The sequence below is a fragment of the Acrocarpospora catenulata genome (assembly GCF_018476525.1).
Classification (GTDB): Bacteria; Actinomycetota; Actinomycetes; order Streptosporangiales; family Streptosporangiaceae; genus Acrocarpospora; species Acrocarpospora catenulata.
Genome location: NZ_JAHCST010000023.1, coordinates 67906 through 80410, shown reverse-complemented (window position 1 = coordinate 80410; position 12505 = coordinate 67906). Strand labels below are relative to the sequence as shown.

7 protein-coding genes and 1 pseudogene are annotated in these 12505 nt (G+C 72.3%); 3 read left to right on the top strand and 5 right to left on the bottom strand.

Annotated features, from left to right (window positions below; genetic code table 11):
* Window positions 1–105: 105 nt before the first annotated feature.
* A pseudogene (locus KIP79_RS50385) lies at window positions 106–406 on the bottom strand (transposase); the annotation flags it as partial.
* A gap of 403 nt (window positions 407–809) precedes the next feature.
* On the opposite strand from KIP79_RS50385, the gene KIP79_RS23720 reads away from it, so the two are divergent.
* Complete coding sequence (locus tag KIP79_RS23720; protein ID WP_214107101.1) at window positions 810–1934, top strand: RNA-guided endonuclease InsQ/TnpB family protein; 1125 nt, start codon at window positions 810–812, stop codon at window positions 1932–1934.
* Window positions 1935–2519: 585 nt separating this feature from the next.
* Window positions 2520–4133 (top strand): bifunctional 3'-5' exonuclease/DNA polymerase, encoded by a 1614-nt coding sequence (locus tag KIP79_RS23715; protein ID WP_214107143.1) that lies wholly within the window; start codon window positions 2520–2522, stop codon window positions 4131–4133.
* A 122-nt stretch (window positions 4134–4255) separates the two neighbouring features.
* On the opposite strand, the gene sigJ is transcribed toward KIP79_RS23715, so the two are convergent.
* Complete coding sequence (gene sigJ, locus KIP79_RS23710; RefSeq protein ID WP_214107100.1) at window positions 4256–5125, bottom strand: RNA polymerase sigma factor SigJ; 870 nt, start codon at window positions 5123–5125, stop codon at window positions 4256–4258.
* Between the two features lie 90 nt (window positions 5126–5215).
* Between sigJ and KIP79_RS23705 the strand changes: the two genes are divergently transcribed.
* Window positions 5216–5995, top strand: a complete 780-nt coding sequence (locus tag KIP79_RS23705) for an SDR family oxidoreductase (RefSeq protein ID WP_214107099.1) — start codon at window positions 5216–5218, stop codon at window positions 5993–5995.
* Between the two features lie 2 nt (window positions 5996–5997).
* Here the strand turns inward: KIP79_RS23705 and KIP79_RS23700 are convergent, their stop codons facing one another.
* From KIP79_RS23700 to KIP79_RS47240, 3 genes are all read right to left on the bottom strand, one after another.
* Entirely contained in the window at window positions 5998–7251 is a 1254-nt protein-coding gene (locus KIP79_RS23700) for an MFS transporter (protein ID WP_214107098.1), read from the bottom strand.
* A 41-nt stretch (window positions 7252–7292) separates the two neighbouring features.
* Complete coding sequence (locus tag KIP79_RS23695; RefSeq protein ID WP_214107097.1) at window positions 7293–9560, bottom strand: serine/threonine protein kinase; 2268 nt, start codon at window positions 9558–9560, stop codon at window positions 7293–7295.
* 136 nt (window positions 9561–9696) lie between these two features.
* The gene (locus KIP79_RS47240; RefSeq protein ID WP_308169855.1) at window positions 9697–12501 is read right to left on the bottom strand and encodes a bifunctional FdrA/YlbE family protein; all 2805 of its coding nucleotides are present in this window, start codon (window positions 12499–12501) and stop codon (window positions 9697–9699) included.
* Between the last annotated feature and the right edge of the window lie 4 nt (window positions 12502–12505).

Here is a 12505-nt window from a genome sequence, read left to right as displayed (position 1 = left end):
CTTCGCCGGGGCGGTTGGTTCCCGTGTTGGTGTGCGGGTTTTGATCGTCGCGGTCCCCCTCAGCCCAGGTCTCTTGCTGGCCTTCGGTCGGAGATCCGGGTTCGCCGGGCGGTCGGCCCGTACTTCGGGAGCGGCGTCCACGCATGCCCCGCAGGGTGTCGCGTTCGTCAGCCCTGGCTCCAGTGAGCGCGAAGGCGATCGGTAGCCCGCCGAGAGTACACAGCAGGTGCAGCCGCAGCCTCCAGAAGTACCGTGAGTGACTGGCGCAGTAGCCGTACTCGGCCCACCCGGCCAGGGCGCTGCCCTTGACCGTCTCCCGGGATCGGCCACCCTCCACCGGAGTGGAGTCGGCCACCCACACATCGTCAATCCAGAGCGCGGTGTCGGTGGCAAGCATTCTGATCATGGGCGTCCACACGTCCAGAACAGTTGTCGGCAAATCCGTTAGCAGGATCGAGTTCGTGTAAGGACCAGCCCCGAGTCGGCGCCCCCGCTGGGGTGACCGAGTGCTGAGCACCTATCCAGAGATCCGGGACAGGATTTACGAACTCGCCCGGGATCGTGGACTGCGGGTCGACTGGGCTGAGACAACGCGAACAGTTCGTCTGGTCTTGCCGTACGACCAGGCGCGGTCGTACCCGTCCGGGCCGTCCGACCTACGCAGCTCAACGACTTGGAACACGGCCTTGAGCACGTGTTCGGGAAGGACTGGCTTCAGCGTGAACTAGCGAGGAACCCCGGGCGTTTACGCCCGGGAGGAATCGCCTACGGCGTCGCGCACTTGTTCGGCTCATAGTTAAGTTCACTGTGTGAAATTCGTCGTGCAAGTGCGACTGTTCCCCACGCCCGCCGAGGAGGCGGCGCTGGCGGACACGCTGCGTTTGTGCAACGAGGCGGCGAACCTGGTCTCTCGCGCTGCCTGGGACATGAAGACGTTCCGGAACTACGACCTGCGCCGTCACACCTACACGCGGTTGAAGGACATGGGCCTGTCGGCCCAGCCCGCTCAGCATGTGATCAAGAAGGTCGCCGACGCCTACACCACGGTCAAAGCCCAGGTGAAGGCCACGATGCGCAAGCCCCTCACCAAGCCGATCGGCTTCCGCCCGGACGCCGCTCAGCCCTACGACGACCGGTGCCTGTCCTGGCAGGTCCAAGCCCGGACCGTGAGCATCTGGACCACCGGCGGCCGGATGAAAGGCGTCCGGTTCGGCTGCTCCGACACCCAGGCCGCCGCGCTGGCCGCCTACCGCAATGGCGAATCAGACCTGGTCCACCGGGCCGGCATGTGGTTGCTGGTCGCCACCTGCGACATCCCCGACACTGACGTCACCGACCCAAGCGGGTTCCTCGGAGTGGACCTCGGTATCGCGAACACCGCCACGACCAGCGACGGGACCACGCACGCGGGCAAGCACCTGAACGCGGTCCGGCACCGCAACCGGGAGTTGCGCCGCCGGTTGCAGACCAAGCGCACCAAGTCGGCCAAGCGGCTGCTCAAGGCCCGCCGCCGCAAGGAAGCCCGGTTCGCCCGGGACCTCAACCACGTCATTTCCAAGAGCATCGTGACCGAGGCTGCACGCACCGGACGCGGCATCGCACTTGAAGACCTGAGTGGGATCCGCGACCGGGTACGGCTCCGCAAGCCCCAGCGGGTCACCCTGCATTCGTGGTCGTTCCACCAGCTTGGCCAGTTCGTCGCCTACAAGGCGGCCCGCGCCGGTGTCGCCCTGGTCCACGTCGATCCCGCCTACACCTCGCAAGGCTGCTCGGCGTGCGGGCACATCGACAAGCGCAACCGGCCCGATCAGGAAACCTTCCGCTGTAGGTCGTGCGGCTTCGCTGAGCACGCCGACGTCAACGCAGCCCGCAACATCGCCTCACGCGGTGTGGCGGGCTGGGCAGTGAGTCACGCTGCCGACGACGCGGCCTGAACCCTCGAATCCATCGATGGCGAGGAGCTGCAAGCTAGGCCGTTTACGGCCGAGAAGCTGACACGAGGACAGTGCCTTGGCCTAACTACAACGAGACTGTGGGCGCGCCCCGGGATTCGACTCGGCGCGCTATAAGGCCAGGAACGTCGTGGAGCGGGCGATCAACAAGTTGATGCAGTTCAGGGCCATAGGCACCTGCTGTGACGTCAACACCTCTTCGCCAGGTCCGTCGCCGTCTCAGTTCTGGTGGTATGGCTCCGCTTGCTCAGCCCTCACTGATCGACCGGACACGGCCCTCCGGCAAGCTGAGTCCCTCTCCGCCACGCGCAACTCGCCTATCCGGCGGAGCCGGGTCTGGCCGAAGGTCACGAACGGGTGGTCGGGCGGGACCTAACGCCGATGAAGGGGGCGGGTGGGGTGGGAGAAGGGCGGCAAGCGATACCCGGGCATCAGCACGGTTGCCACTCCGGCGGAGCCGGGGCCGGTGGGAGGTCACATACGGATGGCCCGACGGTGATCGTGGGGAGGACCGTGGCTAGTTGGATTGTCGGTAGGGCCTGACACCCTGGAGGGGTGGGCGTGGTGATGGCCGGGGATCCGGAGGGGACAGGCGGGGTGCTTCGTCTGCCCGATGGGGAGCGGTGGCAGGTGCCCGATCTGGTGGAGGCGGTCGGGGAGCGGGAAGGTGCGTCCGGGGAGGGGGTGCGCTGGGTGTGGGCCGACGCCCGGCGGATCTATCCTGGGCTGCTCGCCAAGGGGGTGCGGGTCGGGCGGTGTCATGATGTCGCGTTGACCGAGGGGTTGTTGCTCGCCGCCGAAGGGCGGTTCGGGGAGCCCCGGTCGGCTGTGGCGGCGTACGCGCGGGCGCATGGGCTGCCGGTGCCGGAGGATCGGGAGGCGGTCGCCGAGGGGGCTCAGGGCAGTCTGTTCGAGCCGGAGCCTCGGGAGCCGCAGCCCGGGTTGCCGGAGGCCGAGCTGGTCGCCGAGGTGTATGCGGGGCAGTTGGACAGGATCGCTCGTCTGCCCGAGCCGCGGCGGTTCCGGTTGCTGGTGGCCGCTGAGTCGGCGGGGGCGCTGATCGCGGCCGAGTTGGGGTTCGACGGCATGCCGTGGCGGGAGTCGGTGCATGATGCGCTGCTGACCGAGCTGCTCGGGCCCCGTCCGGCGCACGGCATGCGGCCGGTCAAGCTTCAGGCGCTGGCCGATGAGGTGGCCGCCGAGTTCGGTCAGCCGCTCAATCCGGACTCGCCGCAGCAGATCGTCCGGGCGTTCAAGTCGGCCGGGATCACCGTGCCCTCCACCCGGTCGTCGGTGCTGAAGGAGGTCGACCATCCCGGGGTGAGGCCGCTCCTGGCGTACAAGGAGCTGGCCAGGCTGTACAGCTTCCACGGCTGGGTCTGGGCCGACCAGTGGGTACGCGGCGACAGGTTCCGGGCCGAGTACGTCGTGGGCGGGGTGGTCAGCGGTCGGTGGGCAACCAGCGGGGGAGGCGCGTTGCAGATCCCGAAGGTGATGCGTCGCGCCGTGCTCGCCGACGAGGGCTGGACGCTGGTGGTCGCCGACGCCGCCCAGCTGGAACCCCGGGTGCTGGCGGCGATGGCCGGGGACGGCGGGCTGGCCCGCGCCGCCGGGGAGATCGACCTGTACGCCGCCCTGGCCAAGGCGTTCGGCGGCCAGCGCGACGCCGCCAAGATCGCCATGCTCTCCGCCATGTACGGCGGCACCACCGGCGACGCCCCCAAACTGCTGGCCGTGATGCGCCAGCGCTTCCCCCAGGCGTACACGTTCGTGGAGGACGCGGCCCGGGCCGGGGAGGAGGGCCGCCTGGTCAGGTCCTGGCTCGGGCGCACCTCCCCGCCGCCCTCCAAACGCTGGCGGGAGCTGGTCTCCCGGCCGGAAGGGGCCAGGTCCGCCCGGGACCGGGGCCGGTTCACCCGCAACTTCGTCGTCCAGGCCACCGCCGCCGAGTGGGCGGTCACGCTGCTGGCCATCCTCCGCCGCCGCCTCCCCGACCCCGCCCGCCTGGTCTTCTTCCAACACGACGAGGTCATCGTGCACTGCCCCCTCGACCAGGCCGCCGAGGTCCGCGCCACCATCGCCCAGGCCGCCGACGAGGCCACCCGCCTCCTGTTCGGCGACACACCCGTCCGCTTCCCCATGGAGGCCGTCGCCGTGGCCTGCTACGCCGACGCCAAATAGCCGTCACGCCACAACCGCCGGACCCGTGACCCCGGAAGCCATGACCACCAATGCCATGTCCGCCGGAGCCGCGACCGCCAGAGCCGTGAGCGCCAAGGCGATGGCCGCCGGAGCCGCGACCGTCACGTCGGGTCGATGTCCAGGTCGGCCAGGCGATTCGGATCGGCGAGCACGTCGATGGCGACGATCATGCCGTCCGTGACCGTGAACCCCATCACCGACAGCACCCGCCCGCCGGCCGACACCACCACCCCGGCGGCCCCGTTGACCAGCGCCGGTCGAGCGAACGGGGCGAACTTGGTGAAGGACATCGCCTGCTCGGCCACCGTGCGGGCCCCGTGGATCACGGTCGTGTGGCGGGGACGCGCCGCGCCACCCTCGGCCCGCAGAACCACCTGAGGGTGGAGCACCGCGACCAGCCCCTCGAAGTCGCCGTCCCGGGCGGCGGCGAAGAACGCGTCCACCACGGCCCGCTGGCGACCCAGATCCGGATCGGGCACGGGAGCCGAACCCCGCACCCGCCGCCGCGCCCGGCTGGCCAGCTGCCGCGCCGCCACCGGCGAGCGCTCGATCATCGGGCCGATCTCCTCGAACGGGACGGCGAACATGTCGTGCAGCACGAAGGCCAGCCGCTCGGCCGGGGTCAGCGTGTCCAGCACCACCAGCAGGGCCAGGCCCACCGAGTCGGCCAGCATCGTCTCCTGCTCGGGGTCGGCCCCGGTGACGATCGGATCGGGCACCTGTGGGTCGAACGGCTCCTCCCGGCGGGACTCCCTGCTGCGGAGCATGTTCAGGCAGACCCTGGCCACCACCGTGGTCAGCCACGCGGAAAGGTTCTCCACCCCGTCGGCCCCGGACCGGTTGAGCCGCAGCCAGGCCTCCTGCACGGCGTCGTCGGCCTCGCTGAGCGAGCCCAGCATGCGGTAGGCGACCCCGCGCAGCCGGGTGCGCTGCTCGTCGAATCGTTCGGTCAGCCAGGTCTGCTCATCCATCCGAGTCACATTCCTTCATCGCCACGTGTCACAGGGATAGACCCGCGAGAGCCGGCGAACGTGACCGGACCTCACAGAACGGAGACAAAGATGACGACGCTGGTTACCGGCGGCACGGGAACGCTCGGCCGCCTCGTGGTGGCCCGCCTGCGGGAGGCCCACTGCCAGGTACGGGTCCTCACCCGCCGGGCGAAAGAGCCGGTGGACGGCGTCGAGTACGCGACCGGCGACCTGGACACCGGCGAGGGCGTGGCCGACGCGGTGTCCGGCGTGGGCACGATCGTGCACTGCGCGGGCAGCGCCAGAGGCGACGAGGAGAAGGCCCGCCGGCTCGTCCAGGCGGCGGCGAAGGCCGAGGTCCGGCATGTGGTGAACATCTCGGTCGTCGGGGCCGAGCGCATCCCCGTCGTCAGCGGCCTCGACCGCGCCATGTTCGGCTACTTCGCCGCCCAGCGCGCCGCCGAACAGGTGATCGCCGACTCCGGCCTGCCCTGGACCTCCCTGCGCGCCACCCAGTTCCACGACCTGTGCCTGCTGGTCGCCCGCCAGCTGGCCAAGCTCCCGGTGATCCCCGTCCCGGCCGGTTTCCGCTTCCAGCCGGTGGACGCCGCCGAGGTCGCCGCCCGCCTCGCCGACCTGGCTCTCGGCGACCCGCTCGGGGTGGTCCCCGACCTGGCCGGCCCCAGGGCGTACGGCATGGCCGAGCTGCTCCGCGGCTACCTGCGCGCCACCCACCGCTCCCGGCCGCTCCTCCCGGTGCGCATGCCCGGCGGGGCCGCCCGCGCCATCCGCGCCGGCGCGAACCTGCCCACCGGAGGGGACCGCGGCCACCGTACCTGGGAGGAGTTCCTGGCCGAACGCCTGCCGTGAACTCAACCGGTGGCCGGTCGCCGGACCAGCGGCAGCGCGGTCACGGCGACCGTGACGGCCACCACGACCGTGAACGCCGGGAACGAGGTCGCCCCGACCAGCACCCCGGCCAGCAACGCCCCGGCCGCCCCGCACACGTTCATCACCAGATCGGAAAGACCCTGCACGGCGGGGCGGCTCTCCAGCGGCACCGACTCGGTCAGCAGCGCCGACCCCGCCACCAGCCCGCACGACCACCCCAGGCCCAGCACGGCCAGCCCGGCGGCCATCCGCGGCACGTCGTGCCCCGCCGTCCCGGCCAGTACGGCGGAGGCGAACAGCAACGCCATCCCCGCCGCCATGACCGTGCCCCGGCCCACCCGGTCGGCGGCCCAGCCGACCACCGGCGACAGCACGTACATGCCGGCGATGTGCAGGCTGATCACCACCCCGATCGCCGAGAACCCCACACCTCCGTGATCGAGGTGCACCGGCGTCATCGACATGACCGACACCATCACCGCATGGCTCACCGCGATGCCCACCAATGCCCGCCGCGCCCCTGAAAGCCCCCAGACGACCTGCCAGGCCTCCCGCATGGTCCCGCCCTCGCTCCGGGCTTCCGGTCGGCCAGCGACGTTCGTGGCCCTGGCCACGAGGAGCGGATCGGGGCGCAGGCCGAGGTTGATGATGATCGTCGCGGTGGCGAAGGTGAGAGCGGCCAGGGCGAACGGCCCGGCGTCCCTGGACAGGCCCAGCTGGGCGCCCAGCGCGGCCGCGGGTTCCGCGAGGTTGGGCCCGGCCACGCTGCCGATGGTGGCCGACCAGACCACCAGGGAGAGGTGGCGGGCGGCGTGGCCGTGGGGGGCGAGGTCGGTGGCGGTGTAGCGGGCGGACAGGTTGCCCGCGCTGGCGCCGCCCGTGAGGGCCAGCGCGACCAGCAGTAGCGGCCAGGAGCCCACGCCGACCGACAGGATCGCGAGCAGGCAGCCCAGCACCGCGACGCCGTACGCCACGGTGAGCCCGGCCCTGCGGCCGCTCCGCCCGGCCACCTTGGCGGTAGGCAGGGCCATCAGGGCGGTTCCCAGCACGGTCGCCGTCCCGGCCAGCCCGCTGATCGCGGTCGACCCGGACAGGTTGGCCACGTACAGCGAGCTCAGCGCCACCGCCACGGCGACCCCGACCCCGCTGACGATCTGCGCCAGCGACAGCACTCCGAGCGTCCGCCGCTGGATCGACCGCAGATCAACGCCGGAATCGGGGAGAGCGTGTGTCATGCGCGAAGTCTGGCATGACTCATTACGGGCGAAAAAGCCATTTAGCTGGGAGTGAAGGTGTTCCAGATGACTTGGCGGGTGGTCTCCGCGGCCTCCGCCCACTCGTAGTCGGGGGCGGTGAAGGTGATGGAGTAGGACTGCTCCTCGGTGATGATGTAGCGGGTCACCGTGTGGATCGTGACGTTGGTGGCGTCCCGGTAGGTGTACTCCCATTCGGCGGCGGGCCAGCGGTAGCTGACCGGCCCGAGCACCACCTGGGTGTAGTCGTCGAAGCCGGCGGCCTTCTTCTCGGCCTGCTGGAGCGCCGACAGCCGGCCGTCCGGGATCGCCTCGATGAGCCCGCTCTGGCCGCTGTCCTTGGGGCCGGTGAGGCGCACCCCGTCGTCCTCGGGGGTGACCTTCCAGTCCTTGGGCACGGCGACGCTGACCCCGCCCATGGTCTCCACCTTGAAGCCGTCGGGGAGGTCGGGCACGGTCCGCGCCGTTCCGGAGCTGGCAACGGGGCGGCCGGCCTGGGCCTTGGCGGCCGGGTCGTCGTCCCCGCTCGGCACCATGATCAGCAGAACCAGGACGATGAGCGCGATCACCGCGACCGCGGCGACCACCACCATCGCGCCCCCGCGACCGGGCGCGTCCTCGTCGGCGGAGGAGCCCTTCCGCCGCCTGCTCCCCGTACGGGTGGTGTTGTCGCCCTTGGCCCGGGGCTTGGCCTGCGGGCCGCTGGTGAACGGGTCCTCGGGGTCGCGGGCGAGCTCCCGCGCGAGGTCCCTGGCCAGCTGGCCGGGCAGGTCGTCAGGGCCGGGCGCGGGCCAGCGGCCGGGGCCGGTGTGCCGGTCCGGCGCGTGGATGGAGCCGGACGGGCCGGTCAGCGCGTCCAGCGGGTTGAACGACGGGTCCCGGCCGTCGGCGGTGGCGCTCGGCGGCCCGGGGACCTGATCCGGAGCGTCGAAGAAGGCGGCGCCGGGGCCGGTCTCCCTGACCGGCGCGCCGAACTGCCCGCCCATAGAGCGCTGCGGGGCCGGACGGCCGGAGGGGTCCGTCACCGGACGCGAGGAGGAGTCGGGGGTGGAACGTCCTGACGGGTCCAGCGTGATACGCCCGGACACGTCGAAGGGCGGCTTGCCCGCTGGATCCGGCTTGCTCAACGGCTCGGGCGGACTGGCCGGAGCCGGAGCCGGGGGCGACGAGCTCGGGAAGGGCGGGCCGAGCAGGGCGCCTGACCCGGTGCCGCTGAGCACGTCATAACCGCTGGAGGACGCGGGGGTCGGCATCGGGTAGCCGCCGGACGGGTTGGTCAGCGGGTCGTAGGGCACCCGTACCGGCCCCGAGGGGGTCTCGATGATGCGGGAGGGCAACGGTCCCGAGGTGTTGTCCAGCGGCGGCATCATCTGCAGCGGGGTGGCCTCGGCCACCGGGGCGGGGGCGGGCTGGGCGCGCAGGCCGTTGCCGTGCGCGTGCAGCACCCGCTCCAGCATGTCGGCCACCTGGGCGGCGCCGATCCGGTCGGCGGGGTTCTTGCGCAGCAGCCCCTCGATGACCGGCAGCAGCGCCCCGGCCCGCTGCGGCCGGGTGGGCTCCTGGGTGAGCACCGCGCCGAGCACGGCCACCGCGTCTGGCCCCTCGTACGGCGGACGCCCCTCGACCGCCGCGTACAGGGTGGCCCCGAACGACCACAGGTCGGCGGCGTGGGTGATCGGACGGCCCTGCAGGCGCTCCGGCGGGATGTAGGCGGGGGAGCCCATCAGCAGCCCGGTCTGGGTGATGGTGACGTCGCCCTCGATGGCGGCGATGCCGAAGTCGGTGAGCACCACCCGGTCGGTGGTGAGCAGCACGTTGCCCGGCTTGACGTCCCGGTGCAGGATGCCGGCGGCGTGCGCGTGGCGCAGCGCGTCCAGCACCCGGATGCCGATCTCGGCCACCTGGCTGACCGGCAGCGGCCCGCTCTGCCGCACCGCCTGCTCCAGCGACCAGGCCCGGACCAGCTCCATCACGATCCAGGGGCGGCCGTCCTCCTCGACCACGTCGTGCACGGTGACGATGCCCGGGTGGCTGAGTCTGGCCGCCGACCGCGCCTCGCGCAGCATGCGCCGGTGCGCGACCTGGCGCCCCGCGTGGTCGAGACCGTACGGCAGGATGAGCTCCTTGACCGCCACGTCGCGGTCGAGCAACACGTCATGGGCGTGCCACACCATGCCCATGCCGCCACGGCCGACCGGGGACAGCAGACGGTACCGCCTGCCGACCAGTCGCCCCTGCCCTTCCGGCGTTCCTCCGGGGGTGATTCCCGACCCGCCTTGACCCTCCGGCATAGGGGGGACCATACCGAGCAAGCGGTCGGCTGTCATAGGCGGAATCCCCAATTCTCCTCGATCGGCTCGCGCGGAAACGGCGTGCGATTAGTGAGGTTGGGCTCTGATAGTAGGCGTTGGCGTGGGTATAGGGAATTCATTCCCGGGCAAGAGCCGTGATCGCTTCAACGAACGCCTCCGGCGGCGGGCTCACCAGACCGGCCCCGACCTGCCCGGTTCCGGCGACCTTGCCCGCGATGCCGGTGTTGATGACCGGCAGTACGGAAGTCCGCGCGACCAGGGTGACGTCGATGCCCACCGGGGCTCCCCGGAAACCGAGCCCGGGAATCTGGTACGCCGGATGCTCGGCCATGGTGATCTCGTACATCGCGGTGGTGGCCGCCACCGCGTCGGCCACGTCGCCGCCCACGAACCGCACGATGGCGGGGGCCGCGCCCATCGAGAACCCGCCCAGGCCGACCGTCTCGGTGATGGTCGAGTCGCCGATGTCCGGGTTGGCGTCGTCCGGCCCGTACGCGCCGAGGTAGAGGCCGTCCGGTACCCCGGCGGGGCCGGTGAACCAGCGGTCGCCGCAGCCGGAGACCTGGATGCCGAAGTCGGTGCCGTTCCTGGCCATGGCCACCACCAGGGTGGAGCCGGGGATGTCGCGGGCGGCGTCGGCGCCGACCTTCCCTGCCGCCATGCCGGCGTTGAGGAAGAAGTGGTCGTTGCCGTTGATGAAGCGCAGCACCTCGGCCGCCCGGGTGGGGGCGGCGTCCACGATGGCCGGGGCCAGTTCGCGGACCAGCAGCGAGGTGGCGGCCCGGTTGCGGTTGTGCAGCTCGTCGCCCATCTGGAGGGCCTGGGCGACCAGCGAGCGCAGGTCCAGCGGGCCGCTCAGCGCCAGGGCCGCCTGGAGCGCCGGGCCCAGCACGTCGCCCATCCAGCGCAGCCGCTCGATCACCTCGGGGCCGTACGCGCCGTAGCGGAGCACCTTGCCCAGGCCCTCGTTGAGCGAGCAGTACGCGGTGCCCCCGTGCTCGGCGTCGTGCACCTCGAGCATCCACATGGACGGGCTGACCACGCCCGCCATCGGGCCGACCGTGCGGTGGTGGTGGCAGGAGTCGAGCCGGACCGTGCCGGCGGCCAGCTTCCGCTCGGCCTCCTCGGCGTCGGCGGCCAGCCCTTCGAAGAGCATGCCTCCGATCAGCGCCCCGCGTAGCGGACCGGAGGCGCGCTCCCAGTCGATGGGCGGGCCCGCGTGGTAGAAGGTGCCCGGCGCCAGGTCGAGCACCTCGCTGGCCGGGCGTACCCCCACCAGGTGGGGGCGCGCGGCGGTCAGCCGCCCGATGGCCCGCTCGTTGGCCGCCGCCCGCCGGGGGTCGGCCAGCACGGTGGCCAGCGCCTCGGCCGTGCCCGCGAGCGGCGGTCGCCAGTCCACGGGCGTCTGCGGCACCGCCTGCTGGTCCAGGGCCTCGGCCAGCACCGAGGTGCCCACCGAGATCACCCGGGGTTCGGAGACGAGCAGGGCCAGGCGGCTGCCCGAGCCGCTCGCCGCGGGCGTCACGGTGGCGGCGGTGGCCTCCGCAGGGGGCGCCGGGGTCAGCCCGGCCAGCTCGGCGGCGTACCGCGCGGCGGCGGCGTTGGAGGTGAACACGGCCGCGCCGGCCGCCGACAGGCGGGAGGCCTGGGCGTGCAGCCCCTGGGGGTCGCCCTCGGTGCCGACCAGGGCGACCACCACGGCCGCGCCGCGCGTCCTGGCCGCGGCCAGGGCGGGCGCCAGCCGGGCCGCCGGATCCGGGTCGGCGCCGTGCCCGAGCACCAGGTCCAGCAGCACCACGCCGGAGGAGACCCCGGCCAGCGCCTCCAGCCGGAGCGCGGGGTCGATCATCGGATGCGCCCGGCCCCGGGTGTACTCGTCGTCGCCGAAGTCGGTGAAGGTGCCGCCACCGGCGATGAGCTTGGCCTCGGTGCAGAGCGTGCCCCCCGAGTACAGGCCGACCAGCGGTCCGCCCGCCGGCTGGTCGGGGCCCACCCAGGACGGCCACTTCGGGATCTCCCGCCCGAGGGCCGTGAGCACCTTCTCGGCGGCGGCGGTCAGGTCGTCCTGGCCGGGCCCGAGCAGCGCGGTGATCACCGGAGTACGGGAACGTTCTACAGCCGCCGCGAGCTCGCGGGCGACCGAGGGATCGGCGGGCTTGGAGATGACCACGATGAGCTCGATCTCCGGCGCCTCGTCCAGGGCGGCCAGCGCCCGCAGCGTGGACAGGCCGCCCACCTCGGCGGACAGGTCCCGGCCGCCCACCCCGAGCAGGTGCCCGACCCCGGCCCCGGCCAGGTCGAGCAGGCAGGACACCTGCTGCGCCCCGGTGCCGGAGGCGGCCACGATGCCCACCGGGCCAGGCCGCAGCACGTTGGCGAAGCCGAGACCGGCCCCGCCCACCACGGCGGTGCCGCAGTCGGGCCCCATCACCAGCACCCCGGCCTCGGCGGCCAGCCGCTTGAGCAGGACCTCCTGCGCCACGGGCACGTTGTCGCTGAAGATCATGACCGAGCGCCCGGCCTCGATCGCGTCCAGGGCCTCGGCGAAGGCGTGGTCGCCCGGCACGCTGACCAGCACCACGCCCGCGTCGTCCCGCCGGGCCGCCGTGCGCGTGGTCCGTGCCAGGGCCTCCTGCCGGGAGCCGCCCCCGGACGAGGCTTTGGCGGTCAGCTGCCGCCCCAGCTCGTCGGCGGCGGCAGCCAGCTGCTCGTCCGACCCGGCCCGGATGGCCACCAACAGGTCGGTGGGCGTCGCGGACGGGACCTCGAAGCCGGCGTCCCGGGCCAGCTCGACGTTGAGCTCGGTCGCCATCGCCACGATCGCCACTGACACGCCAGGGAGCCCGGTCAGCGCCTGACTCACCCGCATCAGGCTGACCGAGTCGTGGTAAATCCCGCTGCGTACCTCGACCAGATTCACGAAG

Excerpts from the sequence above, each read along its gene's own strand:
- KIP79_RS23705 (WP_214107099.1), top strand. The coding sequence starts at position 5,216 with ATGACGACGCTGGTTACCGGCGGCACGGGAACGCTCGGCCGCCTCGTG.
- KIP79_RS23700 (WP_214107098.1), bottom strand. The coding sequence starts at position 7,251 with ATGACACACGCTCTCCCCGATTCCGGCGTTGATCTGCGGTCGATCCAG.
- KIP79_RS23715 (WP_214107143.1), top strand. The coding sequence starts at position 2,520 with ATGGCCGGGGATCCGGAGGGGACAGGCGGGGTGCTTCGTCTGCCCGAT.
- sigJ (WP_214107100.1), bottom strand. The coding sequence starts at position 5,125 with ATGGATGAGCAGACCTGGCTGACCGAACGATTCGACGAGCAGCGCACC.
- KIP79_RS23695 (WP_214107097.1), bottom strand. The coding sequence starts at position 9,560 with ATGCCGGAGGGTCAAGGCGGGTCGGGAATCACCCCCGGAGGAACGCCG.